The organism is Streptomyces sp. NPDC001663 (assembly GCF_042893105.1).
Classification (GTDB): domain Bacteria; phylum Actinomycetota; class Actinomycetes; order Streptomycetales; family Streptomycetaceae; genus Streptomyces.
On sequence record NZ_JBIAUR010000002.1, the window covers coordinates 655,579 to 681,580 of the forward strand.

A 26,002-nucleotide genomic window follows, 5' to 3' on the forward strand; every position below is an offset into this window, starting at 1 on the left:
GAATATGGATATGCACACTGTGGTGGTGGGGACGTCCGGGGTGACCGCGTCCGACGTTCTCGCCGTGGCGCGCGCCGGCGCCCGCGTCGAGCTCTCGCAGGAGGCGGTCCGGGCGCTTGCAGCCGCCCGCGAGATCGTGGACGCGCTGGCGGCCAAGCCCGAGCCCGTCTACGGCGTCAGCACCGGCTTCGGTGCGCTGGCGACCCGGCACATCAGCCAGGAGCTGCGCGCTCAGCTGCAGCGCAACATCGTCCGCTCGCACGCCGCCGGCCTCGGGCCGCGGGTCGAGCGGGAGGTCGTACGGGCCCTGATGTTCCTGCGGCTCAAGACCGTCTGCTCCGGACACACGGGCGTGCGCCCCGAGGTCGCGCAGACCATGGCCGATGTGCTCAACGCCGGGATCACCCCGGTCGTCCACGAGTACGGCTCGCTGGGCTGCTCCGGCGATCTCGCCCCGCTGTCCCACTGCGCCCTGACGCTCATGGGGGAGGGGGACGCCGAGGGGCCCGACGGCACCGTGCGTCCGGCCGGCGAGCTGCTCGCCGAGCACGGGATCGCCCCCGTCGAGCTGCGCGAGAAGGAGGGCCTCGCCCTGCTCAACGGCACCGACGGCATGCTCGGCATGCTGGTCATGGCCCTCGCCGACCTGGACTCCCTCTACAAGTCCGCCGACATCACGGCCGCCCTGTCGCTGGAGGGCCTTCTCGGGACGGACAAGGTGCTCGCCCCCGAGCTGCACGCCATCCGCCCGCATCCCGGGCAGGGTGCCAGCGCCGCCAACATGCTTGCCGTGCTGAAGGGTTCGGAGCTCACCGGGCACCACCAGGACGACGCCCCGCGGGTCCAGGACGCCTACTCGGTGCGCTGCGCCCCGCAGGTCGCCGGCGCCGGACGGGACACCATGGCGCACGCCCGGCTCGTCGCCGAGCGCGAGCTGGCGTCCGCCGTCGACAACCCGGTGGTGCTGCCTGGGGGCACCTCCCAGGCTTTTGGCACTGGGGGAGGGCGCGTGGAGTCCAACGGCAACTTCCACGGCGCCCCGGTGGCGTACGTCCTGGACTTCCTCGCGATCGCCGCCGCGGACCTCGCGTCCATCGCCGAGCGGCGCACCGACCGGCTGCTCGACAAGAACCGCAGCCACGGGCTGCCGCCGTTCCTCGCCGACGACGCGGGCGTCGACTCCGGGCTCATGATCGCCCAGTACACGCAGGCCGCGCTGGTCAGCGAGATGAAGCGGCTCGCCGTGCCGGCCTCGGCGGACTCGATCCCCTCCTCCGCCATGCAGGAGGACCATGTCTCCATGGGCTGGTCGGCCGCCCGCAAGCTGCGCACGGCCGTCGACAACCTCACGCGCGTGATCGCCATCGAGCTCTACGCCGCCACGCGGGCGATCGAGCTCCGCGAGGGCCTGGCCCCGGCGCCCGCCTCGCAGGCCGCCATCGAGGCCGTGCGGAAGGCCGGTGTGCAGGGTCCCGGCCCGGACCGGTTCCTGGCGCCCGACCTGGCCGCCGCGGACGCGTTCGTACGCGCCGGGCATCTGGTGACCGCGGTCGAGCGTGTGACGGGTCCGCTCGCCTGACCGCTCTTGTAGGTACGAGGGCCGCCGTCGATCTCCCCCCTTGGGCGGCGGCCCTCTTACGACCTCGTGCTACTTGAGCTTCGCCGCCTGGGCCTTGATGACCTCGGCGGGGATGTCGTACTTGGTCTGCTCGCCGGCCAGGGCGGCCAGGCTGATCGAGTAGTACGCGGCGACCGTGGAGCCGTGGCGCACGACCTCGCCGTGCACCGTCTGGGTGTCGCCCTCGACCTTGCCGGTCACCTCGAACGCCACCGACTCGTCACCGGTGCCGGAGGACTTCTCCTCGGCGACCTTGTTGAACTTCTGGGTGTCCTGGCCCTTGGCCGAGACCGTGAACCCGCCCGCGCAGCCGCTGACCGCGTCCGACACGGACTTCATCGTCTCCTGGGCGCCCTCGCCGTCGTACGAGGACAGGGAGACGATCGTCATCGTCGAGCCCATGATGTCCTTGAGGCTGTCCTCGAGGGCGTCGAGGTCCTCGTCGGAGGTGCCCGTGGACGTCGGCTCGACGCTCTTCTTGGTCGCCATGCGGTTCACGTACGCGCTCTCGTCGTCGCCGGGCGCGAAGCCGGTGAGGACGTAGGCGAGCGGCTCGCACTTGGCGTCGGCCACCGTCACCTGGTCCTTGGACTCGGCGAACTTGCCGCCCGTGTCAGCGGACTTGACGTCGTAGCCGTCGAGGTCCGCGCTGCTGATGATCAGCTTCTCCAGCTCGGCCGCGCTGAGCGCCTTCGCGGCCGCAGTCGACGAAGAACCCTTGTCCGCCGAGTCCTTGGAGTCCTCGGAGCCGGAGTTCCCGCCGCAACCTGTGATGAGGGCGAGCGACAGCACGCTCACAGTCGCCGTGGCGCCCATGCGCGCCCTCGATGATCTCTTCATGAGCGGAGTGTGAAGTCCGCGTCAAGGAATCGTCAAGCCAATTCAAAACCCGAGGCGTTCACGGCGCACCGAATAGACCACGAACCCCGCGCCGACGCCGAGGAAGAGCGTGCCGCCGACGAGGTACGGAGTGGTGTCGGGGCTTCCGGTGTCGGCGAGTTGGGTGTCCGTGCCGGTCGTGCCCGTGGTCTCGGAGGCCGCCCGCGCCTGCGTCGTGACCTGCGCGGAAGGGGTCGTCCCGGGGGTCGTTCTGGCCGGTGCGTCCCCGGTCGCGTTGGCGGACGGGACGAACCACAGGGCGCACAGGAGGGTCCCTGCGGCGGTGGCGGTCAGCAACGGACGGCGAGCGGATGACACGGAATATCGATCCCCTTGTGGCGCTGGCGAATTGGCCGTGTGGAGCGATGTTAGTGAAAGGCGCGGGTCACGGGAAAGTCACGGGAGGACTGGGTCGTACGCTCACGCCATGAGCACTGAAGAGACATCACGTTTTGTCCGGCTTCGCGTGGAACTTGTCGTCGAAATCGACGACGCGGACGCCGTGACCAAGGCCGCGCTGCACCGGATCGCCGGCGAGACCGACATGCCGGCCGACGAGCGGGCGCATGCCGAGGCTGCTGTGACGGAAGACACGGCGGAGGCCCTCGCGTATCTCGTCGACCCGTTCGACCTGGTGGGCGAGGTGCCGGGGGTCGAGCTCGCGCAGGCCTCCTGGTCCAGTGAGCCCATCGACTACGACCCCGATTCGCCGGATTGGGACCTGGACGAGGATGATGAGGGCGAAGATGACGAGGAGGGCGGCGTCGTCTGAGCGGCTTGGGGAAATCGTGACCCCGGGTGGCAATCGCCGTCCGGGGTCTCGTCGTCCCAAGCGGCGCACTGACCGTCATCCGCACCGTCCGCACCATCCGCCCCGGCGAACGTGGCGTGCCCCACACCTTCAAGGAATGTGGAACGGGAGAAACCGGTCGTAGCGTTGAAGCTCGTTGAGGGCTGAAGTTTCGGCTGAGGTCCGTCGACGGGGACTCTCGGGGTTTTTGGGGATACGGCAACGATGGAGAAGCGTGTGATGACGAACAGTAAGCGGCGCAGGGGCCTGACGGTCGCGTCCGCACTGCTCGGCGGGGTCCTGGTGCTCTCGGCCTGTTCCGGCGGTGACGACGACGCCTCCGGCTCCAAGAGCAAGGACACCTCGCAGGCCAAGGCCGACGAGGCGGCGGCCAAGAAGACGTCCGAGGCCGACATCAAGATCACGCCCAAGGACGGCTCCGACAACGCCTCCATCAACAACTCCGCCGCCGTCACCGTCAGCAAGGGCACGCTCACGAACGTGACGATGACGACGGCGAACGGCACCGCGGTCTCCGGCGCCCTCTCGGCCGACAAGACCAGCTGGAAGCCCAGCGCCCAGCTCGAGCGCTCGACCACCTACAAGGTGGCGGCCACCGCGAAGGACTCCAAGGGCCTCGAGGCCCACGAGAACGCCTCGTTCACCACGGTCTCCCCGTCCAACAGCTTCATAGGCAACTTCACGCCGGAGGACGGCTCGACGGTCGGCGTGGGCATGCCCGTGTCGATCAACTTCGACAAGGCGATCACCAACAAGGCCGCGGTCCAGAAGGGCATCACGGTCTCCTCCAGCAGCGGCCAGGAGGTCGTCGGGCACTGGTTCGGCGCCAACCGGATCGACTTCCGCCCCGAGGACTACTGGAAGGAGAACTCCACCGTCACGCTGAAGCTCGCGCTGGACGGTGTCGAGGGTGCCTCCGGTGTCACCGGCGTGCAGCAGAAGACGGTCACCTTCCACATCGGCCGCAACCAGGTCTCCTACGTCGACGCGAAGACCAAGCAGATGAAGGTCACGCAGGACGGCAAGACGATCAAGACCATTCCGATCTCGGCCGGTTCGCCCGAGAACAAGACGTACAACGGCACCATGGTGATGTCCGAGAAGTTCAAGGAGACGCGCATGAACGGCGCGACCGTGGGCTTCACCGACGACGACGGCAAGGGCGAGTACGACATCAAGGACGTGCCGCACGCCATCCGGCTCACCAACTCCGGCACCTTCCTGCACGGCAACTACTGGGGCGCCAAGTCCATCTTCGGCTCGGTGAACACCAGCCACGGCTGTGTGGGCCTGTCGGACACCAAGGGTGCCAACGACACCAGCACGCCGGCCTACTGGATGTACAGCCACTCGATCCTCGGTGACGTCGTGGTCGTCTCCAACACCGGCGACAAGACGGTCCAGCCGGACAATGGCCTCAACGGCTGGAACCTCAGCTGGGCGGACTGGAAGGCCGGTTCGGCCGCCTGACGCAGGCTCAGTCCACAGCTTTCCGATGCCGCCCCCAGGGGCGGCATCGGTGTTTCTGGGGCCTTTCCGGGCTCTTTCCTGGGGCGGGCACAGCCTTCTCATGCATCTCTTATTTCGGCCTTATCCAGTCATCACGAGCCGTCCCTAGCTTTCGGCCATGTTCTTCACCTACCTGAGGCGCGAGCTGCGCCGCCGCAGAAAGGCGGCCCTCGTCGTCGCCTCCGGGCTCGCGCTGGGCATCGCGCTGGTCATCGTGGTCAACTCCGTGTCCAACGGCATGGGGAAGGCCCAGGACAAGGTCCTCCAGTCGCTCTACGGTCTGGGTACGGACATGACGGTCACCAAGGCGGCCACCCCGACTGCGAGCAACTCGCAGCGGCCGCGCTTCCAGTTCGACGCGCAGAACAACGGCGACGACTCGACGCAGAGCAGCGACCGGGTCATCGTGCAGGGCTTCACGACGCTGGCCTCCTCGACCGTCTCCAAGGTCGGCGGCCAGAAGGGCGTCTCGTCCGCGGTGGGCGGGCTGAGTCTCAACGTGGTGAAGGTCAGCGGCCAGTTCACCCGCGGGCAGTTCCAGCAGAACCAGAACTCCGGCGGCAACAACCAGGGCGGTCCCGGCCAGGGCAACGGCGGCAGCACCGGCCAGCCGCAGGGCGAAGTGCGGGGCGGCGGCGCCGACTTCAGCCTCAACCAGTACTCGGTCTACGGCACCGACGTCACCAGGACCGGGCTCGGTCCGCTGACCTCCTCGAAGATCACCAGCGGCCGTACGTTCAAGACGACGGAGACCGACGCCAAGGTCGCGGTCGTGGACTCGGCGTACGCCAAGGAGAAGAAGTACAAGGTCGGTTCGACCGTCACCGTCAAGAGCGTCAAGTACAAGGTGATCGGCATCGCGACCGCGGACAGCGGGGACGCGGCGGCCAACCTGTACATCCCGCTGAAGCAGGCGCAGACGCTGGCCGGGGAGAAGAACAAGGTCACCACGATCTACGTCAAGGCGACCGACTCCCAGCAGATCGACTCCGTCAAGTCGACCATCCAGAAGAACGTTTCGGGTACGACGGTCACGACCTCGACGGACCTGGCGAAGACGGTGTCCGGGTCGCTGTCCACGGCGTCCTCCCTGGCCACCAACGTCGGCAAGTGGCTGTCGATCGCGGTACTGGTGGCCGCGTTCCTGGTGGCGGGCCTGCTGACGTCGTCGGCCGTCTCGCGCCGGGTGCGGGAGTTCGGCACGCTCAAGGCGCTGGGGTGGAAGTCGGGGCGGGTGACCCGCCAGGTCGTGGGCGAGGCCATGGTGAACGGTCTGCTGGGCGGTGTGCTGGGGATCGCGATCGGTCTGGCGGGGGCGTATGCCGTGACCTCCGTGAGCCCCACGCTGCAGGCGCAGTTGGGCGGGGGCGGCGGCAACGCGGGTGGTGCCGGCGGCGGTCCTGGCGGCGGCGGCTTCGGTGGCGGTCCGGGGCGTCAGGCGGCGAAGACGCTCGAGGTCGCGCTGACCGCACCGGTGAGCGTGACGACCATTGCGCTGGCGGTGGCCCTTGCGGTGGCCGGTGGGCTGATCGCGGGTGCCTTCGGTGGCTGGCGGGCGTCAAGGCTCCGTCCGGCGGATGCACTTCGCCGCGTCGAGTAACGGCGACCGGGCCGACTCAAGGGGCGCGGGGAACTGCGCGACCAGCCCCCACCCACCGGCAGCCGACAACGACGCGCACCACCCCCGAACCCTCCCAGGAGCCCCTGTGTACGACCTCAGAAACGTCACCAAGCGCTACACCCGAGGCAAGGACACAGTCCACGCCCTCGACGGAGTCGACCTCGCCATCGCCGACGGCGACCGTCTCGTCATCCAAGGCCCCACCGGCGGAGGCAAGTCCACGCTCCTCCAGATGCTCGGCGGTCTCGACCGGCCCACCGCGGGTGAAGTCGTCCTGGACGGCACCGACTTGGCCAAGCTCTCCGAGGCCAAGCTCACCAAGGTCCGCAGCGAGAACATCGGCTTCGTCTTCCAGTCCTTCAACCTCATCCCGACCCTCACCGCCCAGGAGAACGTGGAAACCGCTCTCGTACCCCTCGGCGTAAAGGTGAAGGACCGCCGTGAACGTGCCGCCGAGGCGCTGAAGTCGGTCGGTCTCGGCGAACGCCTCGGGCATCTGCCGGGCGAGATGTCCGGCGGTCAGCAACAGCGCGTCGCCATCGCCCGCGCGCTCGTCAAGCAGCCGAAGGTGCTGCTCGCAGACGAACCCACCGGAAACCTCGACGAGTCGATGCGCGACGAGATCATGGAGGTGCTGGAGCGGATGTGGAAGGAGTTGGGCCTGACCTTCATCATGGTCACCCACGACTCCGCCATCGCGAAGAAGGCCCCGCGCCTGGCGACGATCCGCAAGGGCAAGCTCACCGTCAAGGAGAACGCGGGCGCGTAACTCGACGGAACGGTAACGGCTTTCCTGCGGGCGCGTAACAGTTGTGAAGGCCGTCTCTCACCTTCCTCTCACCTATTGAGGTGCCTGATCACCCCCCGGCATACTCCGTATCCCGGGGGGTTGCGCGCATGCGTGCGAGACCACCCCCGGCCGGGTGAAAGGGGAATTCGCCCGGTAACTCATCTCCAGGGGGAGACTTGCGCAGACAAGTGAAAAGAGCATGCGCGGCAACCGTAGCCACGGCCGCCGCCGTGGCCCTGGCGGCGGGCATGACCAGCCCGGCCTCCGCCAAGGCGGAGCGGTCCACCACCGCATCGCAGACTCAGCTCACGTCCAAGCACCGCATCACCCTGATCACCGGCGACCGCGTGGTCGTCGACGCCAAGGGCCGTGTCGTCGGCCTGGAGCGGGCAAAGGGTCGTGAGCACATACCCGTTCAGATCCGCAAGGCCGAAGGCCACACGCTCGTCGTGCCGGCCGACGCGGCCCGGCTGGTCGCCACCGGCAAGCTCGACCAGCGGCTGTTCGACGTCACCGAGCTGAACAAGTCCGCGACCCGCAAGTCCCAGGCGAAGGGGCTCAAGGTCATCGTCGGTTACCAGGGGGCCGCCTCGGCCACCAAGGCCGATGTACGGGACGCGGGAACTCTCCGACGGGCCCTCAAGTCCCTCAACGCGGACGCCGTTCAGACTCCGCAGAAGGAGACGGCCGAGCTCTGGGACGCCGTCACCAACGGCGACAGGACGGCCTCCGGCATCGCGCACGTCTGGCTCGACGGCACCCGCAAGGCCAGCCTCGACAAGTCCGTCCCGCAGATCGGCGCCCCGAAGGCGTGGGCCGCCGGCTACGACGGCAAGGGCGTCAAGATCGCCGTGCTGGACACGGGAGTCGACGCCACTCACCCGGATCTCAAGACCCAGGTGATCGAGTCCAAGAACTTCTCCACCGCCGCCGACGCCACCGACCACTTCGGGCACGGCACGCACGTCGCCTCGATCGCGGCCGGCACCGGCGCGAAGTCGGGCGGCAAGTACAAGGGCGTCGCTCCCGGCGCCAAGATCCTCAGCGGCAAGGTGCTCGACGACACCGGCTCCGGTGACGACTCCGGCATCCTCGCGGGCATGGAGTGGGCGGCCGAGCAGGGCGCCGACGTCGTCAACCTGAGCCTCGGCGGTCAGGACGCGCCCGGCATCGACCCGCTCGAGGCCGAGGTCAACAAGCTGTCCGAGGAGAAGGGCATCCTGTTCGCGATCGCCGCGGGCAACTCCGGCCCGGAGTCGGTCGGTTCGCCCGGCAGCGCCGAGGACGCGCTCACCGTCGGCGCGGTCGACGACAAGGACAAGCTGGCCGACTTCTCCTCGACCGGCCCGACCGTCGACGGCGCCATCAAGCCGGATGTCACCGCTCCCGGCGTGGACATCACGGCCGCCGCGGCCAAGGGCAGCGTCATCGACCAGGAGGTCGGCGAGAAGCCGCCCGGCTACCTGACCATTTCGGGTACGTCGATGGCGACCCCGCATGTCGCGGGCGCGGCGGCGATCCTGAAGCAGCAGCACCCGGACTGGAAGTTCTCCGAGCTCAAGGGCGCGCTGACCGGTTCCGCGAAGGGCGGCAAGTACTCGGCGTTCCAGCAGGGTTCGGGCCGTATCGCGGTCGACAAGGCCATCAAGCAGACGGTGGTCGCCGACCCGGTGTCGGTGAGCTTCGGCGTCGCGCAGTGGCCGCACACCGACGACAAGCCGGTCACCAAGAAGGTCACGTACCGCAACCTCGGTACGAAGGACGTCACGCTGAAGCTCACTTCGGCGGCCACCAACCCGAAGGGCCAGGCGGCACCGTCCGGCTTCTTCAAGCTCGGTGCCACCACGGTCACCGTCCCGGCGGGCGGCAAGGCGTCCGTCGACCTGACGGTCAACACCAAGCTGGGCGGCACGCTCGACGGCGCGTACTCGGCGTACGTGACGGCGACGGGTGGCGGCCAGACCGTGCGGACGGCCGCGGGCGTGCAGCGCGAGATCGAGTCGTACAGCGTCACGTTCAAGCACATTGGGCGTGACGGGCAGCCGACCGGCAGCTACAACGACATCCTGCTCGGCTACTCGGGCCTCGCCGAGGGCCGCGGCTACGCGGTGACCGTCTCGGACTCCGGTACGACGACGATGCGTCTGCCCAAGGGCAACTACCTGCTGGACGCCTGGATAGCCAAGGACTTCGTGAAGTTCGAAGGCGGCCTCGACTGGCTGGTCCAGCCGAAGCTGAGCGTCACCAAGAACACCACCGTGACGATCGACGCCCGTAAGACCAAGGCGGCCGACATCACCGTGCCGGACGCGCAGGCCAAGCAGCAGCTCGGGGTGATCGGTTACACCTACGACACCGTGGGCATCGGGGTCGGCGTCGGTCTGCAGTCCTTCGACGACGTGCGCATGGCGCCGCTCGGCGGGGAGGTCTCGGGTCTGCACCAGACCTGGAACGGCCAGTGGACCAAGGGCGACGACATCGAGTACGACGTGGCGACCACCGCCAAGGTCAAGAAGATCCAGGGCGACAAGGTCCGCCACTTCAAGGCGAGCGAACTCGCCACGGTGAAGAACAACCTCGGTTCGGGTGCCGCCGGCAAGACCGGCGCGCTCACCCCGCTGGGCCTGTTCCCCGAGGACGCCGTCTTCGCCGGCGGCATCGAGCAGAAGCTGCCGGGTTCGCGCACGCTGTACCTCTCGACGTCCGACAAGATCCAGTGGACGTGGGACCTCACGCAGTACAAGGGCCACGACGCGGACGGCCTGCCGATCCCGGAGGCGTACTACACACTGGGTGATCCGCAGGTCTTCAAGGCGGGCCAGAAGTACACGAAGACCTTCAACACGGCGGTCTTCGGCCCGCACCTGAACGCGTACTTCGGGCTCTTCCGCGACGGGAACAGCATCTACGGCTATGTGCCGCTGTTCACCGACGGGGCGGGGCACGCGGGTTCCTCGGACTTCACCGCGGTCAACACGACCCTCTACCGCAACGGCACCAAGGTCGGCTCCAACGACGACCCGCTGTTCGGCGAGAAGGCGTTCAAGGTCCCGGCAGGCGAGGCCTCCTACAAGCTGACGACCTCCGTCAAGCGCAGCGTCAAGGTCGCGGCGGCGTCCACCCGCATCGACGCGAGCTGGACGTTCCGCTCCAAGAAGCCGGCCTCCGGCGATCTGGCCACGCTGCCCGCGTCCATGGTCCGCTTCAAGGCGGCCACGGGCCTGGACAACAGGGTGGAGGCCGGCAAGACGGTCTCGATCCCGGTCACCGTCGAGGGCGCCGCCAAGGGCAGCAACCTCAAGTCGCTCTCGGTGTACGTGTCGTACGACTACGGCCAGACCTGGAAGAAGGTCGACGTGGTCGGCGGCAAGATCAAGGTCAAGAACCCCGACCAGGGGAAGGCCATTTCCTTCCACGCGAAGATCACCGACAAGAAGAACAACAAGTCGACGATCTCGATCTACAACGCGTACTACGGCAAGTGAGCCGCTAGTCCGCCGATCCGGTCCCACGGCGATCGGTCCGCCGGAAGTGAAGTACCGCTTCCGGCGGGCCTGTTCGCCCGGACCATCTCCTAGGGGGAGTTTTGCGCAGACAAGTCAGAAGAGCGTGCGCGGGCACGATCGCCGCAGCGGCGGCCGTGGCCCTGGCGGCGGGCATGACCAGCCCGGCGTCCGCCAAGGCCGAGCCGGCGAGCGCCACTTCGAAGGTTGCTTCGAAGTCCTCGCTCGCCGTCAAGCACCGCATCACGCTGATCACGGGTGACCGCGTCGCCGTCGACGCCAAGGGCCGCGTCATAGGCCTGGAGCCGGCCAAGGGCCGCGAGCACATACCCGTGCAGATCCGCAAGGCCGACGGCCACACCCTGGTCGTACCGGCCGACGTCGCCCGCCTGATCGCGACCGGCAAGGTCGACCAGCGGCTGTTCGACGTCACCGAGCTCAACAAGTCGGCGACCCGCAAGTCCCAGGCCAAGGGCCTGAAGGTCATCGTCGGCTACAAGGGCGCGGCCACGGCCACCAAGGCCGACGTGCGCGACGCGGGCAAGCTCCGCGAGAGCCTGAAGCTGCTCAACGCGGACGCGGTGCAGACGCCGAAGCAGGACGCGCCCGAGCTGTGGAACGCGGTCACCAACGGCGACAGGACGGCCTCCGGCATTGCGCACGTCTGGCTCGACGGGGTGCGCAAGGCGAGCCTCGACAAGTCCGTGCCGCAGATCGGCGCGCCGAAGGCGTGGGCGGCCGGCTACACCGGCAAGGGCGTCAAGATCGCCGTACTGGACACCGGCATCTACGGCGATCACCCGGACCTCAAGGGCAAGGTGATCGCCGAGAAGAACTTCTCGACCGCCGCCGACGCCACCGACCACTTCGGTCACGGCACGCACGTCGCGTCCATCGCGGCGGGCACGGGCGCGAAGTCGGGCGGCAAGTACAAGGGTGTCGCCCCGGACGCCGAGCTGCTCAACGGCAAGGTCCTCGACGACAACGGCTCCGGTGACGACTCCGGCATCCTCGCCGGCATGGAGTGGGCGGCCGCGCAGGGCGCCGATGTCGTCAACCTGAGCCTGGGCGGCGGCGACACCCCGGAGATCGACCCGCTCGAGGCCGAGGTCAACAAGCTGTCGGAGGAGAAGGGCATCCTCTTCGCCATCGCCGCCGGCAACGAGGGCGACTTCGGCGACCAGACCATCGGCTCCCCGGGCAGCGCGGCCGACGCGCTCACGGTCGGCGCGGTCGACGACAACGACAAGCTGGCGTCCTTCTCCAGCCGCGGCCCCGGCCTCGACGGCCAGATCAAGCCCGACGTGACGGCGCCCGGCGTCGACATCACCGCGGCCGCCGCTCCGGGCAGCGTGATCGACAAGGAGGTCGGCGAGAAGCCGGCCGGCTACCTGACGATCTCCGGTACGTCGATGGCGACCCCGCATGTCGCGGGCGCCGCCGCACTGCTCAAGCAGCAGCACCCGGACTGGAAGTTCAGCGAGCTCAAGGGCGCGCTGACGGGCTCGGCGAAGGGCGGTAAGTACACGCCGTTCCAGCAGGGTTCGGGCCGTATCGCGGTCGACAAGGCCATCAAGCAGTCCGTGATCGCCGACCCGGCGTCGGTGAGCTTCGGCGTCGCGCAGTGGCCGCACACCGACGACAAGCCGGTCACCAAGCAGCTCACCTACCGCAACCTCGGCACCAAGGACGTCACGCTGAAGCTGACGTCGACTGCCACCAACCCCAAGGGCCAGGCGGCACCGGCGGGCTTCTTCAAGCTCTCCGCCACCACGGTCACCGTCCCGGCGGGCGGCAAGGCCTCCGTCGACTTCACGGTCAACACCAAGCTGGGCGGCACGCTCGACGGCGCGTACTCCGCGTATGTGACGGCGACCGGCGACGGCCAGACGGTCCGTACGGCCGCGGCCGTGCAGCGCGAGGTCGAGTCCTACGACGTCACGCTGAAGGCCATCGGGCGTGACGGACAGGCGACGAAGAACTACGGCGCCACGCTGATCGGGGTCTCCGGCCTCGGCAAGGACAAGTTCTACGCGCCGTACGACGAGTCCGGCACCGTCACCGTGCGTGTGCCCAAGGGCCGTTACGTCCTCGACGGCAGCGTCTTCGTGGACCCGCAGGACGCCACCAAGGGCCTCGACTGGCTGGCCCAGCCGAAGCTGGACGTCACCAAGAACACGACGGTCACGCTGGACGCGCGCACCACGAAGCCGGTCGACATCACCATCCCGGACGCGGCCGCCAAGTCGGCGTTCGCCTTCCCCGGGTACGACGTCGAGGTCGGCAACTCCGGCTACGGCTTCGGCTGGTTCCTGGACTCGTACGACAACTTCCGCTCCAAGGGCCTCGGTCCGCAGCTCACCGACGGTTCGCTGACCCAGACGTGGGACGGCCACTGGACCAAGGGCACCGACGAGCAGTACGACGCCACCACCGGCGCCGTCGTCAAGCAGCTCGCCACCGGCTACACCAAGCACTGGAAGGCGAGCGACCTGGCCACGGTGAACGTCGGCATGGGCGCGGCGGCGAGCGGCAAGAAGGGCTCGGTCAACGCGGTGGGCTGGCTGCCCATCAGCAGCGGTGCCTCCTCGATCGGCGTCCAGCAGACCCTGCCGGGCACCCGCAAGCTGCACCTGTCCACGACCAACGGTGTGAAGTGGCAGCTGGACTTCGAGCAGGACGGCGGCGTCGACTCGGACGGCTTCCCGATCGCCGAGGCCCAGTACACGATCGGCGCGCCGCAGACCTTCAAGGGCGGCGCGACCTACTCGAAGACCTTCAACACGGCGGTCTTCGGCCCGCATCTGAACGCGTACTTCGGGCTCTTCCGCGACGGCAACAACATCTACGGCAGCATCCCGCTGTTCGCCGACGGCAAGACCCACGCGGGCTCCTCGCTCTTCACCTCGGTCAACACGACCCTGTACCGCAACGGCACCAAGGTCGGCTCCAACGACGACCCGCTGTTCGGTGACAAGCAGTTCAAGGTCCCGGCCGGTGACGCCGCGTACAAGCTGACGACCTCGGTCAAGCGCAGCGTCAAGGTCGCGGCGGCCTCCACCCGCATCGACGCGAGCTGGACGTTCCGCTCCAAGAAGGCCGACCTCACCAAGCTCCCCGCCTCCACGGTCCGCTTCAACGCGACCACGGACCTGGGCAGCAAGGTCGAGGCCGACAAGACGGTCAGCATCCCGGTGGTCGTCGAGGGTTCGGCCAAGGGCAGCAACCTCAAGTCGCTGGGCATCTGGGTCTCGTACGACTACGGCCAGACCTGGAAGAAGGTCGACGTCGTGAACGGCAAGATCAAGGTCAAGAACCCGGCGAAGGGGAAGGCCATCTCCTTCCACGCCAAGATCACCGACAAGAAGAACAACAAGTCGACGATCTCGATCTACAACGCGTACTACGGCAAGTGAGCCGGTAGTCCGCCGAAGTAGGCCATGAGCGAACGGCCCGCCGGAAGTACAGCTTCCGGCGGGCCTTCGTGTTTCCGTGGACGCATGACCACAACGACCGTCGAGTACATCCGCTACCGCATCCCGGAAGACCGCTCGGCGGAGTTCCTGGCCGCCTACACCCGCGCCGCGGCCCAGCTGGCGGCGGCGCCGCAGTGCGTGGACTACGAGCTGGCGCGCTGCGAGGAGGACTTCGAGCACTTCGTCCTGCGCATCACATGGACGTCCACCGAGGACCACGTCGAGGGTTTCCGCAAGTCGGAGCTGTTCCCCGGCTTCCTCGCGGAGATCCGCCCGTACATCGAGAACATCGAGGAGATGCGGCACTACAAGCCGACGACGGTGCGCGGCACGGGCTCGTCGGTGCCGACGCTGTACGAGTGGGCGGGCGGCGCGGAGGCCTTCTCCCGCCTCACCTCGGTCTTCTACGACAAGGTCCTGAAGGACGACCTCCTCGCACCGCTCTTCGCGGACCTGGCCCCCGAGCACGCCGAGCACGTGGCCCTGTGGCTCGGCGAGGTCTTCGGCGGGCCGTCCGCCTACTCCCTCACCCAGGGAGGCCACGGCCACATGGTCTCCAAGCACTTCGGCAAGCACATCACCGAGCCCCAGCGCCGCCGCTGGGTGAACCTGATCCAGGATGCGGCGGACGAGGCCGGGCTGCCCAAGGACGCCGAGTTCCGCTCGGCGTTCCTCGCGTACGTCGAGTGGGGCACCAGGCTCGCCGTGTACTTCTCCAGCCCGAACGCGAAGCCGCCGGCGGAGCAGCCGGTGCCGAAGTGGAACTGGGGGGCCATGCCGCCGTATCAGGGGTGACCATTAGGGTCACCGCATGACCGCCGCCGTGACCGCCATGATCACCGCCGTCGTCGGTGTCCTGGGCACCCTCTTCGCCCCCGTCCTCAGCCAGCGGCTCACCGCCCGGCAGAGGGCGGACGAGGCCGAACTCGCCGAGCGCAGGCGGCAGTTCGAGGAGCGGCGGACCGCGTACACCCACATGAACCGGGCCTCGCGGCAGTTCCACACACTCCTCAAGGACGCCCTGCACCGCCTGCGCGACGGCGTCTACACCGAGCAGGAGCGCGATCAGCTCGAGGAGGCCCGCCGCGACTACCGGGACAGGTACGCGGAGGCGCAGATGGTGGTGCCCGAGCGGATCCTGGAGGCCTCGCGGATGCTGAACACCGTCCTCGCCGGTATCGACGCCGAGCTCAAGCGCCTCGACCGGGGGCTCGCCCCGGACGGCGAGAGCGCGGACCAGGCCCTGCTCGACCTGAAGGAGGCCGAACCCCGGCTGTCCGCGATGCGGCGGCTGATGCGGGAGGACCTGGGCGTCGCGGACTGATCACATCCGGGGACGGTCATCCCTTGGGTGCCGCCGCCCCCGCCTGTGTCGCGTCCGCGCCCCAGCTCGCCAGCAGCCGCAGGGCCTCCGCCGACGGGGAGCCCGGCTCCGCGTGGTACGTGGTCAGGGCCTGGCCGTCGTCGTCGGCGAGACGGAACGCCTCGAAGTTGAGGGTCAGGTCGCCGACCAGCGGATGGCGCAGATGCTTGACGCCGTAGCTCTTCTCCTTGACGTCGTGCGTGGCCCACAGCCGCCTGAACTCCTCGCTCTTCACGGAGAGTTCACCGACCAGCGCGGACAGCCGCGGGTCGTCCGGATAGCAGCCGGCGTCCATGCGAAGGAACGCGACGATGTCGGAGGCCTTCTCGTCCCACTCCACGAACAGGTCGCGGTACTCCGGCTTCAGGAACACCAGCCGCGCCCAGTTCCGCTCCTGCGCCGGCAGCTCACCCCAGTCGCCGAAGACGGCCGCGGCCATCGGGTTCCAGGCGAGGATGTCCGAGCGCCGCCCCGAGATGTATGCGGGCACCCCGTCCATCGTGTCCAGCAGCTGCCGCAGCGCACCCCGCACCTGCTGCGCCCGCCCGGCCGGCTTCTTCTTGTGCTGCTTCGGCTTCGCCAGGTGCGTGAGGTGCGCGTGCTCGGCGTCCGTCAGCCGCAGCGCCCGGGCGATCGAGTCGAGGACCTCCGCCGACACGTTCCGCCCGTTGCCCTGTTCCAGCCGGGTGTAGTACGCCACCGAGACGCCCGCCAGCTGCGCCAGCTCCTCGCGGCGCAGCCCCGGCACCCGCCGGTGCCGGCCGAAGTCGGGCAGCCCGACGTCCTCCGGCTTCAGCCGGGCCCGCCGGGTGCGCAGGAACTCGCTGAGCTCGGCACGCCGGTCCAGAGCGCCGCCGGCCCTCTGTACGGCATCGGGCTGTTCGTCCATACGTCCAGTATTCACGGTCGTACGCACACCATCCTGACCCCGCCAGTGGTAGGCACGGCGGACGTACGCAGAGGTGGGGACTGGGTGACCCGTGAGCTGTCCGGCATGCTGAACACCAGCCCGGTCGGAACGAAGATCAGAAGGCAGCCGGGCGCGTCATTACTGCTAGGAGACCCCTCGGCATGACCACTGTTGCTGCGTACGCCGCCCCCGCCGCCAAGGCGCCGCTGGAGCGCACCACCATCGAGCGCCGCCCGGTGGGTGAGTTCGACGTCCTGATCGACATCAAGTTCGCCGGCATCTGCCACTCCGACATCCACCAGGCCAGCGAGGGCTGGGGCGAGGCCATCTTCCCGATGGTCCCGGGCCACGAGATCGCGGGCATCGTCTCCGAGGTCGGCACGGGCGTGACCAAGTACCAGGTCGGCGACCGCGTGGGCGTCGGCTGCCTGGTCGACTCCTGCCGCGAGTGCGACAACTGCAAGGCCGGTCTGGAGCAGTACTGCACCGGCGGCAGCGTCGGCACGTACAACGCCCTCGACAAGAGCGGTGAGCCCACCTACGGCGGCTACTCGGAGAAGATCGTCGTCGACGAGAACTTCGTCGTCCGTATCCCGGACGGTCTGTCTCTCGATGAGGCCGCACCGCTCCTCTGCGCCGGCATCACCACGTACTCCCCGCTGCGCCACTGGAACGCCGGCCCCGGCAAGAAGGTCGCGATCCTCGGCATGGGCGGCCTCGGCCACATGGGCGTCAAGATCGCGCACGCGCTCGGCGCCGAGGTCACGGTGCTCTCGCAGTCCCTGCGCAAGAAGGACGACGGCCTGAAGCTGGGCGCCGACCACTACTACGCGACCAGCGACGAGCAGACCTTCCAGGACCTGAAGGGCACCTTCGACCTGATCCTGTCCACGGTCTCGGCCCCGCTGAACCTGGACGCCTTCCTGTCCCTGCTCAAGACGGACGGCGCCTTCGTGAACGTCGGCGCCCCCGAGGAGCCCGTCAAGCTCAACCTGTTCTCGGTGATCGGCGGCCGCAAGACCCTCGCCGGCTCCGGCATCGGCGGCATCCAGGAGACCCAGGAGATGCTGGACTTCTGCGCCGAGCACGGCTTCGGCGCGGAGATCGAGCTGATCCGCGCGGACGAGATCAACGAGGCGTACGAGCGGGTGCTCTCGAGCGACGTCCGCTACCGCTTCGTGATCGACACGGCGACCATCTGACCTGACCCGACCCGTGCCCGAGGGGCCCCGACGATGTCGCGTCGGGGCCCCTCGGCGTACGGCTGTGCGCCGTCCCAGCAGCCACAGCAGATACGGCCCCCCGACCAGCGAGATGAGCGCGCCGACCGGGATCTCCAGCGGGGGCAGGAGCGTACGGGCGGCGAGATCGGCGGCGACGAGAATGGCCGCCCCGGTCAACGCGGAGTTGAGCAGCGGAAGTTGGGGTGTACGGGTGAGCCGCCGGTCCACCCGCACGCCGAGGGCGGCCGCGGTGTCGGGGTCGAGCGCGAGCGGCCGCAACCTGGTTGCGCGAGCCGTCCGCCGTTCCGGATCCCGAGTCACCGCCGTCCGCCGAGGAGCACCCGGCCAGCATCCCTCCGACAACACCCGCGGCCACAACGGCCTTCATTGCCACCACTGCGCGCACGACTGCTCCGACCATTTGCTAAGGCAAGGCTTACCTTAGGTTGAGTCGGAGTATGGTGAAGAAGGAGGAGGTTCCACACGATGACCGTGCAGCTGAACCACACCATCGTCGCCGCGCACGACAGGAAGGCGTCGGCCCGGTTCCTGGCCGACATCCTGGGCCTCGAAGTGAGTCCGGAGTTCGGCCCGTTCATCCCGGTCGAGATCCCGAACGGCGTGACCCTCGACTACATCGAGACATCCGGCGAGATCAAGCCGCAGCACTATGCGTTCCTGGTGTCCGAGGACGACTTCGACGTCATCTTCGCGCGCATCCAGGACGCCGGCCTGACCTACTGGGCGGACCCGTACCACCACCGCACCGGCGAGATAAACCACAACGACGGCGGCCGGGGCACGTACTTCGACGACCCCAACGGCCACAACCTGGAGATCCTTACCAGGCCGTACGGCAGCGGGAGTTGATCAGTCGGTGGGGATGAACTCACCGGCTCCGTAGGACCGTAGGAGAACGCCCCCGTCGGCCGACGGCCGTACGGAATGCGCGCGCCCGAGCCCCGAGACCCGGGCGCGTCCGTCCGGAGCGACCTCGACCACGGTGTTCTCGTCGACGGCGACGCCGTGCGCCAGCCCCTTCCTGGTGACCGCGGCGATCAGCCGCGGCAGCGTCCCCCACTGCGCGGCATGCACGTCCACGGCGAAAGGCACGAGCCCGAACCCGTCCCTCACGGCGATCTCCTCCAGGTCTTCGGCGGTGTCCTCGTGGCACACGGGAACGCCGTCGTCGAGCCATCCGCCGACGACGGCGTGTCGCGCGGCGACCGCGGCACCCGCGGAGAAACCGGCGTACGGAATGCCGAACTCGGCCAGCGCGGACGGCAGTTGGTCCAGACATCCGGCGAACGCCTCCTCGTACGCGGGCGTCAGCCCACCGCAGACCAGGAGGCCGTCCAGCCCCTGCAGGGCACCGAGCTCGAACCGCCCGCCGAGCGGCACGAGCAGGGGTACGGGGGCGCAGTCGGCGACCTTTCGCAGCACCCCCTCGTACCGGGCGAACTGCTCGGCCCCGTCGCCCTCGTCGACCACCACGCACCCGATGCGGGGCGCGGCGGCGGTCTCAGTGGTACCGGCGGATTCTCCGGCGGCGCGCAGGAACGGCTCGTAGACGGTGCGCGCGGCCTCCGCGTCCCATCCGCCGCCGACGAGGAAGGTGCGCGTACCGGATCTGTGTGTGCTCACGCCCGCAACCCCATGCCCGTGATCCCGTCGTAGGCGGACATCACGATCTCCAACCCCCTTGTGTCCTCGGCGGGTTCGCGCATCTGGTTCGTCACGTACGCCACCACCAGCCGGGCGGCGGGTTCGATCATGACGAGCGAGCCGCCCCAGCCGCCCCACCCGTACGTGCTGCCGAAGAGCCCGTAGCCGAGCCCCCAGCGCACGGGCATGCCCAGGACACGGTCCTCACCACTGAACTGCTCCACCCACGCACGGTCGACACCTGCCTGCGACAGAAGCGACACCCCGTTCGTGGTGCCTCCGCAGGCCATCACCGACTGCACGAGGGCGACCGAGCGGGCGTTGCCGAAGCCGCTCGCCGCGGGTATCTGGGCGCGGCGCCAGGCCACGCTGTTGCCGTCGCGGACGCTGAGCGCCGTCCCGGCGGTGGGTGCAGTGCCGCGGCCGGGCGCGCTCGCGGTGTAGTCCTCGTCCCGCCCCGGCGGCGGGACGGTGAGCGCCACCCGGTGATCGTGCTCGGGGCCCAGCCCGATGTGGAAGTCGGCGCCCAACGGCCCGGCGATCTCGTCGGCGAAGAACTCCCCCACGCTGCGGCCACTGACCCGCCAGACGACCTCGCCCACGAGGAACCCCTGAGTGAGCGAGTGATATCCGGCCGCGCTGCCCGGCTCCCACTGCGGAGCCTGCGCGACGAGCCGCGCCGTGGCGGACGCCCAGTCGTAGATCTCTTCGACGGGCCCGTCCCAGTCGGGAAGGCCGGCGGTGTGCGAGAGCAGATGCCGTACCAGCACCGCCTCCTTCCCCGCCGCGGCGAACTCGGGCCAGTAACGGGCGACCGGCGCGTCCAGGTCGAGCTCACCGCGGTCGGCGAGGACCAGCGCGCACAGCGCCGTCATCGTCTTGGTGACGGAATAGACGTTGACGACCGTGTCCCGCTGCCAGGGGACGGTTCGCCCGGCGTCAACGAACCCGCCCCACACGTCCACGACCGGCTCACCGTCCACGAAGACCGCGACCGAGCCGCCGGCATCTCCGGCGTCCAGCAACGCGGCCAGCGCGCCCGGCACCGCGGTGAACAGGTCGTCGTACGAGCCCTGAATGTCAGCCATGGGTGGCATTAGCGCGCATCGGCGGACGGCAGGCAACCGAATTCCTGACCGCGCGGGTGGCGGAGCAGTTCGTGCCCGGCGTAGGCGAGGAGGTCTGCGAAGCGTAGCCACGGGAGCAGGTACATGTTCAGAGGCGAGTAGCCCGGCCGGGTATGGCTGCGGATGCCATGGACGGTGTTGACCAGTTGCTCTGCTGCCGGTGCGTCGAGATGGCCGAGGGCCTTGAGGTACGAAGCGGCGCAGGCGTCGAGCTGTGCGTGCAGGTCGGCGAGTTGTCGCACTTGGACGTCGGACGAGAGCGTCTCGTCGGGGTACGGGAGGCGCTGGAACGCCGAGTGTCGGTTGGCCACGGCGGCGATCAACCCCAGTCGGGAGGGGGCCGTTGCACTCGGCCAGTGGGGTCCGCGTAGAGCGGCCGTGTCCGAGGTCCGCGGAGTGCGCCGGCCGTCTGCCTTCTCCATCCGGCGGCGGGCAGCGAAGTCATCCACCGCCTTCAGGTGAACTGCTCGGCTCTCCTCCAATGTTTCCAGCGCGCGCAGCAGGGCCGCAGGGTCCCTGCGCAGATCGGGAGTGGGGCACGCTGTCGCGGCGAGATACGCCCAGGTCGCGTTGAAGCCGAGCGGACAGTAGTGCCCGACGGCACACCTCAGTGCCGCGTGTCGTTGCGCGAGCGGCAACCGCTCGTCACGGACTCTGCGCGCGTACGTTCCGAAGCCCACCCGGTGACCTCAGCCTTCGGCCTTCGCCACACCGATCGGACAGGACACGCCAGTGCCTGCGAGCCTGCGCTGCCATGTGACCCATGGGCCGGAGCCGGCTGCCGGGTGGAGCTGCCCGTCATCCGTGTAGGTGGGCAAGAAGCTCGTCTCCAGTGGGGTAGGGGTGTTCCTGGGGCAGCAGTTGGGCGGCGGAGTCCAGGTCCCCACCGCTGACGAGGGAGTGGATCTCGTGCGCGAGTGGGGTCACGTCGCGGATGGCGACTGTCCACTCGTCGGCGTAGCGTCGTGTGGCCTCAGCGGAGAGGCCGAGTTGCAGGGACCGGTACGGCATGGGTTGCAGGTGCAGGTCCCGCTCCGGGTCCCACTGCACGCGGGCGGGCGCGCGTTTCAGCTGCCGCTGCCAGGTGGCGCGGTCGGGGTGGACCCCGCGGGTGTAGCTCGACAGGCAGGCGTGGCGCAGCGCCCACTCGAAGCCCTCCCGGGTGATCTCGACGGCGAGAACGGTCTCCTGCCCTTCCTTGGCGCCCCAGCCGCAGCGGTACATCATCCACAGGAACGACGGTTTGATCCACGTCATCCTGTCCCGCTTCCACGCGGCGGGGAAACGGCCGTCGCGAACAGCGGGCAGGCCGATTTCGGGGGCGTACGCCTGGTAGACGGTGATCGTGGATTCCGAGTGGGCCGCACGGATCCTGCGTTGCGGTTCTTCCATGGCGTACAGCGTGGAGTCGGCCGGTTCAGGGGGCCACTGATTTTCGACTGTCGCTCGCCGCGCCGGCGGGGCACCGCGCGCATTGCCGGTGCCGCGGTTCCGCAGAAGAGAGGGTCCTGGGGTTCGCCCAGGTCAACGTGTGGAGGCCGGCCAGGATTTAGCCGGCCCCCGTACGGTCAGTGCGGCAGTGTCGCCGGGCTGCCGCCGTTCGCCTCGTAGCCCGCCACCGCCAGGGCGCGGTAGACCGCGAACTCCGCCGCCGGGTCCGGTGAGAGGGTCCAGGGGAGGGCGCCGATGTGGCCGTCGATGTGTATGAGCTGGTTCATGGCCTCGGACCAGCGCTCGGCGCGGACCAGGAAGAACACCAGCAGGTGCCGTACGTGCGCCAGCATCGGGTCGTCGGGGCGCGCCGAGTGCACGGCGTGCAGCGCGCCGTGGATCGCCTTCGTCACGACCTCGCTCTGGTAGAAGCTGCTGACCAGGTTCACCTCGGGGAGGTGCTCGAAGACCGCGAACAGGGGCATGGCTGCCAGGAGCGAGCCCTGGGGGGCTCTCGCGGCCGCCGCCTCCGCGAAGGAGTACGCCAGCTCCCGCGAGCCGTGCCACTTCTCGCACCAGTAGTGCAGCGCCGCCAGGTGGGCGCCCATGTGCTTCGGGTCGCGGTCCAGGATCTTCAGCCACAGCTCCTCGAACTCCGGCTGCGGGTACGCCAGTCCGCGGGCCACCGAGAGCTCGACGATGTACGGGACCGGGTCGCCGGGGGCGAGCAGCGCCGCGTCACCGCACGCCGCCCTCGCCTCCTCCATGATGATCCGGAACTCGTCCGTGCCCCGCGTCGACGTCCGCCACGCCTGCTGGGCCAGGAACTCCGCATGCACCGCCGCGCCGCCCGCGTCCTTGGGCTGCTCGGCCCGCCACACCCGCAGCCACTGCCCGCCCGGCGTCTCGCTGACCCCGCCCGGCCGCTGCTGCAGCTCCAGCGAGGCGGCGCCCGCGAAGGCCTGCACCCGCTGCCAGCGCAGCTCGCCCTCCGCCTCCGTGCCCGCCAACAGCTGCGAGGCCGCGCGGTAGTCCTGCGTGCGCTGCACCAGGTCCAGGACGTCGAGGAGGTCCTGGTCGGGGCCGGGCATGCGGACGTCCAGCTCCTCCTCCCGCACGAATCCGTAGTTCGCGGGGTCGGCGGCGTCCGGGTGGCCGGCCGGGACCTGCTCGATCATGCCCCGCCTGCGCCGCATGACCGGGAGCAGCACGAAGCCCAGCATGACGATCGCGATCAGGACCCAGAGAAATTCCATGCCTCAAGCGTTCCAGACGCCTGTGACAATTGGCCAACCCGGTCTCCCGACCTGTGGAAGACTCCGGGGCCCATGCGCCGTGCACCTGCGTCGGAACCGAGGGAAAACCCGGCATTGCTGCCTTGAGCGCCTCGCCGTCCGGCGCGCGCCCCGCGAGCGCACTACCCTCGGTGCCCATGAGCGACAGGCACATCAGTCAGCACTTCGAGACCCTCGCGATCCACGCGGGCAACACCGCCGATCCCCTCACCGGCGCGGTCGTCCCGCCGATCTACCAGGTCTCGACCTACAAGCAGGACGGCGTCGGCGGTCTGCGCGGGGGCTACGAGTACAGCCGTAGCGCCAACCCCACCAGGACCGCCCTGGAAGAGAACCTCGCCGCCCTCGAGGGCGGCCGCCGCGGCCTTGCGTTCGCGTCCGGACTGGCGGCCGAGGACTGCCTGTTGCGTACGCTGCTCAGCCCCGGCGACCACGTGGTCATCCCCAACGACGCGTACGGCGGTACGTTCCGTCTGTTCGCGAAGGTCGTCTCCCGGTGGGGGGTGGAGTGGTCGGTCGCCGACACCAGCAATCCGTCCGCCGTACGGGCCGCCATCACCCCCAAGACCAAGGCCGTGTGGGTGGAGACCCCCTCCAACCCGCTGCTCGGCATCACCGACATCGCCGCGGTCGCCCAGATCGCCCGGGACGCGGGCGCGAAGCTCGTCGTGGACAACACCTTCGCCACGCCGTACCTGCAGCAGCCGCTGGCGCTCGGCGCGGACGTCGTCGTGCACTCCCTGACGAAGTACATGGGCGGCCACTCGGACGTCGTCGGCGGCGCGCTGGTGGTGAGCGACCGGGACCTGGGCGAGGAGCTGGCGTACCACCAGAACGCGATGGGTGCGGTCGCCGGGCCCTTCGACTCCTGGCTGGTGCTGCGCGGCACGAAGACGCTGTCGGTGCGCATGGACCGGCACAGCGAGAACGCCACCAAGGTCGCCGACATGCTCACCCGGCACGCACGCGTGACGCGCGTTCTGTACCCCGGTCTGCCCGAGCACCCCGGCCACGAGGTCGCCGCCAAGCAGATGAAGGCGTTCGGCGGCATGGTCTCGTTCCAGGTCGAGGGCGGCGAGGAGGCGGCCGTCGAGGTCTGCAACCGCGCCAAGGTGTTCACGCTCGGCGAGTCCCTGGGCGGCGTCGAGTCCCTGATCGAGCACCCCGGCCGCATGACGCATGCGTCCGCCGCGGGCTCGGCCCTGGAAGTGCCGGCCGACCTCGTGCGCCTCTCCGTGGGCATCGAGAACGTCGACGACCTCCTGGAGGACCTGCAGCAGGCGCTCGGCTAGTCGGCCGCGTGCTCACCAGCCCGTGTACGGGGGAGTCGTCTGCGAGGGCGGCTCCACCCAGGGGCGGGCCATCATGGCCCACACCAGGAACGCCACGGCCGCGGCGCACATCAGCAGCAGGAGCAGACGGCGGGCGAGCACCCTGCGGCGCAGCATGCGGGCGCCGCGGCGCATGACCTCCGCGTACAGCTCGGGCGGCACCGGCGGCGGCACCCGCTCCATGATCTGCCGCGCCGCGGCCTCCCGTTCGAGCCGGTTCATGTACGCCTCCCTCTGCTCTCACGGACGCGCCTCATGACGGCACCACCTTCGCCGGCGTCACCGCCGGTGCCGGGTTTCGCGGCGGATGCAGCAGCGTCGCCGTCGCCCGGTCGCAGATCGTGTGGACACGTTCCGTCGGCAGGCCGAGCAGCGCCGCGGTCTGCTCCTCGGCGACTCCCTCGTACAGCCTGAGGACCAGGATCAGGCGCTCCTGCGGTGACAGCCGGGCCAGTGGACTGCCGGGGTGGGGGCGACCCCGGCCGAAACCGCCGTACTGGTGCCAGGCCGCGCGGGCGAAGCGGGTGGCCAGGTACTGGCGGGTGCGGTCGTAGGGGTCCTCGCCACGCAGCCGGCCCCAGCACGCGTACGTGTGCGCGAGAGCGAGCGACAGCAGGCGACGCGCGCGCGGGTTGTCGTCCGGTGCCTCCGCGGTGAGCAGCGTGGCGGCATGCAGCAGCCGCCCTGCCGCGCCCGCGACGAACGCCTCGAACTCCCGGGCCCGGCGGGCGCCTTGTGACACCTGCCGCTGTCGCACCGCGCCTCCCGCCTGACGCGCCCTGAGGAACCGGGACCCCGGCCGCGTACGGAATTTGAACCGCGTACGACGAGGACCCGATCTCATATGAGGCCCGCGATGGCCCTTCGGTCAAGAGCCGGGCGGCACGCGCGCGCAAGATCCCGGCGAGCACGCACGCGTGCGTGTCTACGACGGGGACTGCACCTCCGGCCCAGGCATCCCCTGCGCCGCCATCCGGGAGGACAGCGCGGTGTTGAAGCGCGTGAGGAGCGTGCAGAACGCCTCGCGCTCCTCCGGCGCCCAGTCGTGCGTCAGCTCGGCCATCAACTGGCGCCTGGAGGAGCGCACTTCCTCCAGGCGGGACTGGCCGCGCGGCGACAGCTGGAGCACCACGGCACGCCCGTCCTCCGGGTGCGAGGTGCGCTTGACGAGCCCGGTGTCGACGAGCGGAGCCACCTGCCGGGTGACCGTCGACGAGTCGATGCCCATGCTGGCCGCGAGCGCCTTGACGCCCATCGGGCCTTCCTTGTCCAGGCGGTTGAGCAGCAGGTATGCGGCGCGGTCCATGGAGTTGCGCACCTGGCCGACCCCGCCGAGCCGGGTCTGTTCGGCACGGCGGGCGAAGACCGCCACCTCGTGCTGCAGCGTGTCGAGGAGACCGGTGTCACCGACGGTCGTCATGTCCATCGACATTTCAGGTGTTGTGGGCAT

The 26,002-nt window shown here is 69.3% G+C and carries 23 protein-coding genes and 1 pseudogene; 12 read left to right on the top strand and 12 right to left on the bottom strand.

The window, feature by feature from the left end; genetic code table 11:
* Positions 1-10 precede the first annotated feature (10 nt).
* Complete coding sequence (hutH, locus tag ACFY1L_RS09305; RefSeq protein ID WP_388821165.1) at positions 11-1,579, top strand: histidine ammonia-lyase; 1,569 nt, start codon at positions 11-13, stop codon at positions 1,577-1,579.
* 69 nt (positions 1,580-1,648) lie between these two features.
* On the opposite strand, the gene ACFY1L_RS09310 is transcribed toward hutH, so the two are convergent.
* Entirely contained in the window at positions 1,649-2,458 is an 810-nt protein-coding gene (locus tag ACFY1L_RS09310) for a hypothetical protein (RefSeq protein WP_388820486.1), read from the bottom strand.
* Between the two features lie 42 nt (positions 2,459-2,500).
* Positions 2,501-2,815 (bottom strand): LAETG motif-containing sortase-dependent surface protein, encoded by a 315-nt coding sequence (locus tag ACFY1L_RS09315; protein ID WP_388820489.1) that lies wholly within the window; start codon positions 2,813-2,815, stop codon positions 2,501-2,503.
* A 109-nt stretch (positions 2,816-2,924) separates the two neighbouring features.
* Between ACFY1L_RS09315 and ACFY1L_RS09320 the strand changes: the two genes are divergently transcribed.
* The 8 genes from ACFY1L_RS09320 to ACFY1L_RS09355 all read left to right on the top strand — a co-directional run bounded on the left by ACFY1L_RS09320 (position 2,925) and on the right by ACFY1L_RS09355 (position 15,531).
* A complete protein-coding gene (locus tag ACFY1L_RS09320) occupies positions 2,925-3,269 on the top strand; it encodes a hypothetical protein (protein ID WP_388820492.1) in 345 nt (114 codons plus the stop codon).
* Between the two features lie 243 nt (positions 3,270-3,512).
* On the top strand, positions 3,513-4,778 hold the full coding sequence (locus ACFY1L_RS09325; RefSeq protein WP_388820494.1) for an Ig-like domain-containing protein: 1,266 nt from the start codon (positions 3,513-3,515) through the stop codon (positions 4,776-4,778).
* A 157-nt stretch (positions 4,779-4,935) separates the two neighbouring features.
* The gene (locus ACFY1L_RS09330; protein ID WP_388820497.1) at positions 4,936-6,417 is read left to right on the top strand and encodes an ABC transporter permease; all 1,482 of its coding nucleotides are present in this window, start codon (positions 4,936-4,938) and stop codon (positions 6,415-6,417) included.
* 106 nt (positions 6,418-6,523) lie between these two features.
* The gene (locus ACFY1L_RS09335; protein ID WP_388820500.1) at positions 6,524-7,207 is read left to right on the top strand and encodes an ABC transporter ATP-binding protein; all 684 of its coding nucleotides are present in this window, start codon (positions 6,524-6,526) and stop codon (positions 7,205-7,207) included.
* A gap of 269 nt (positions 7,208-7,476) precedes the next feature.
* Positions 7,477-10,713 (top strand): S8 family peptidase, encoded by a 3,237-nt coding sequence (locus ACFY1L_RS09340; RefSeq protein WP_388820503.1) that lies wholly within the window; start codon positions 7,477-7,479, stop codon positions 10,711-10,713.
* Positions 10,714-10,814: 101 nt separating this feature from the next.
* Positions 10,815-14,147, top strand: a complete 3,333-nt coding sequence (locus tag ACFY1L_RS09345) for a S8 family serine peptidase (protein WP_388820506.1) — start codon at positions 10,815-10,817, stop codon at positions 14,145-14,147.
* Positions 14,148-14,231: 84 nt separating this feature from the next.
* Positions 14,232-15,002 (top strand): group II truncated hemoglobin, encoded by a 771-nt coding sequence (locus tag ACFY1L_RS09350; protein WP_388820508.1) that lies wholly within the window; start codon positions 14,232-14,234, stop codon positions 15,000-15,002.
* A gap of 16 nt (positions 15,003-15,018) precedes the next feature.
* A complete protein-coding gene (locus ACFY1L_RS09355) occupies positions 15,019-15,531 on the top strand; it encodes a hypothetical protein (protein ID WP_388820510.1) in 513 nt (170 codons plus the stop codon).
* Between the two features lie 16 nt (positions 15,532-15,547).
* Here ACFY1L_RS09355 and ACFY1L_RS09360 read toward each other — a convergent pair whose 3' ends face one another.
* Positions 15,548-16,459, bottom strand: a complete 912-nt coding sequence (locus ACFY1L_RS09360) for a helix-turn-helix domain-containing protein (RefSeq protein ID WP_388820513.1) — start codon at positions 16,457-16,459, stop codon at positions 15,548-15,550.
* Positions 16,460-16,641: 182 nt separating this feature from the next.
* Here ACFY1L_RS09360 and ACFY1L_RS09365 point away from each other — a divergent pair, with 182 nt between their 5' ends.
* On the top strand, positions 16,642-17,682 hold the full coding sequence (locus ACFY1L_RS09365; RefSeq protein ID WP_388820516.1) for an NAD(P)-dependent alcohol dehydrogenase: 1,041 nt from the start codon (positions 16,642-16,644) through the stop codon (positions 17,680-17,682).
* Positions 17,683-17,766: 84 nt separating this feature from the next.
* On the opposite strand, the pseudogene ACFY1L_RS09370 reads toward ACFY1L_RS09365, so the two are convergent.
* A pseudogene (locus tag ACFY1L_RS09370) lies at positions 17,767-18,069 on the bottom strand (iron chelate uptake ABC transporter family permease subunit); the annotation flags it as partial.
* 120 nt (positions 18,070-18,189) lie between these two features.
* Between ACFY1L_RS09370 and ACFY1L_RS09375 the strand changes: the two are divergent.
* Entirely contained in the window at positions 18,190-18,573 is a 384-nt protein-coding gene (locus ACFY1L_RS09375) for a VOC family protein (RefSeq protein ID WP_388820519.1), read from the top strand.
* On the opposite strand, the gene ACFY1L_RS09380 is transcribed toward ACFY1L_RS09375, so the two are convergent.
* The 5 genes from ACFY1L_RS09380 to ACFY1L_RS09400 form a co-directional block, all read right to left on the bottom strand.
* Entirely contained in the window at positions 18,574-19,347 is a 774-nt protein-coding gene (locus ACFY1L_RS09380; protein WP_388820522.1) for a hypothetical protein, read from the bottom strand.
* Positions 19,344-20,456, bottom strand: a complete 1,113-nt coding sequence (locus ACFY1L_RS09385; protein WP_388820524.1) for a serine hydrolase domain-containing protein — start codon at positions 20,454-20,456, stop codon at positions 19,344-19,346. Before ACFY1L_RS09385 ends, ACFY1L_RS09380 begins: the two co-directional genes overlap by 4 nt.
* Positions 20,457-20,464: 8 nt before the next feature.
* Positions 20,465-20,806 carry a hypothetical protein gene (locus ACFY1L_RS09390; protein ID WP_388820527.1) on the bottom strand — a complete coding sequence of 114 codons (342 nt, stop codon included), beginning with the start codon at positions 20,804-20,806 and terminating at the stop codon, positions 20,465-20,467.
* 487 nt (positions 20,807-21,293) lie between these two features.
* Positions 21,294-21,887, bottom strand: a complete 594-nt coding sequence (locus ACFY1L_RS09395) for a DUF4291 domain-containing protein (protein ID WP_388820529.1) — start codon at positions 21,885-21,887, stop codon at positions 21,294-21,296.
* A 176-nt stretch (positions 21,888-22,063) separates the two neighbouring features.
* Positions 22,064-23,182, bottom strand: a complete 1,119-nt coding sequence (locus tag ACFY1L_RS09400) for a hypothetical protein (protein ID WP_388820531.1) — start codon at positions 23,180-23,182, stop codon at positions 22,064-22,066.
* Between the two features lie 176 nt (positions 23,183-23,358).
* Here ACFY1L_RS09400 and ACFY1L_RS09405 point away from each other — a divergent pair, with 176 nt between their 5' ends.
* Positions 23,359-24,513, top strand: coding sequence for a cystathionine gamma-synthase (locus ACFY1L_RS09405; RefSeq protein ID WP_388820534.1), 1,155 nt, complete (start codon positions 23,359-23,361; stop codon positions 24,511-24,513).
* 12 nt (positions 24,514-24,525) lie between these two features.
* Here ACFY1L_RS09405 and ACFY1L_RS09410 read toward each other — a convergent pair whose 3' ends face one another.
* The 3 genes from ACFY1L_RS09410 to ACFY1L_RS09420 all read right to left on the bottom strand — a co-directional run bounded on the left by ACFY1L_RS09410 (position 24,526) and on the right by ACFY1L_RS09420 (position 25,984).
* Positions 24,526-24,774 carry a hypothetical protein gene (locus ACFY1L_RS09410; protein ID WP_388820537.1) on the bottom strand — a complete coding sequence of 83 codons (249 nt, stop codon included), beginning with the start codon at positions 24,772-24,774 and terminating at the stop codon, positions 24,526-24,528.
* 31 nt (positions 24,775-24,805) lie between these two features.
* Positions 24,806-25,309 (bottom strand): sigma factor-like helix-turn-helix DNA-binding protein, encoded by a 504-nt coding sequence (locus tag ACFY1L_RS09415; protein WP_388820540.1) that lies wholly within the window; start codon positions 25,307-25,309, stop codon positions 24,806-24,808.
* Between the two features lie 168 nt (positions 25,310-25,477).
* The gene (locus ACFY1L_RS09420) at positions 25,478-25,984 is read right to left on the bottom strand and encodes a MarR family transcriptional regulator (RefSeq protein WP_361266245.1); all 507 of its coding nucleotides are present in this window, start codon (positions 25,982-25,984) and stop codon (positions 25,478-25,480) included.
* Between the last annotated feature and the right edge of the window lie 18 nt (positions 25,985-26,002).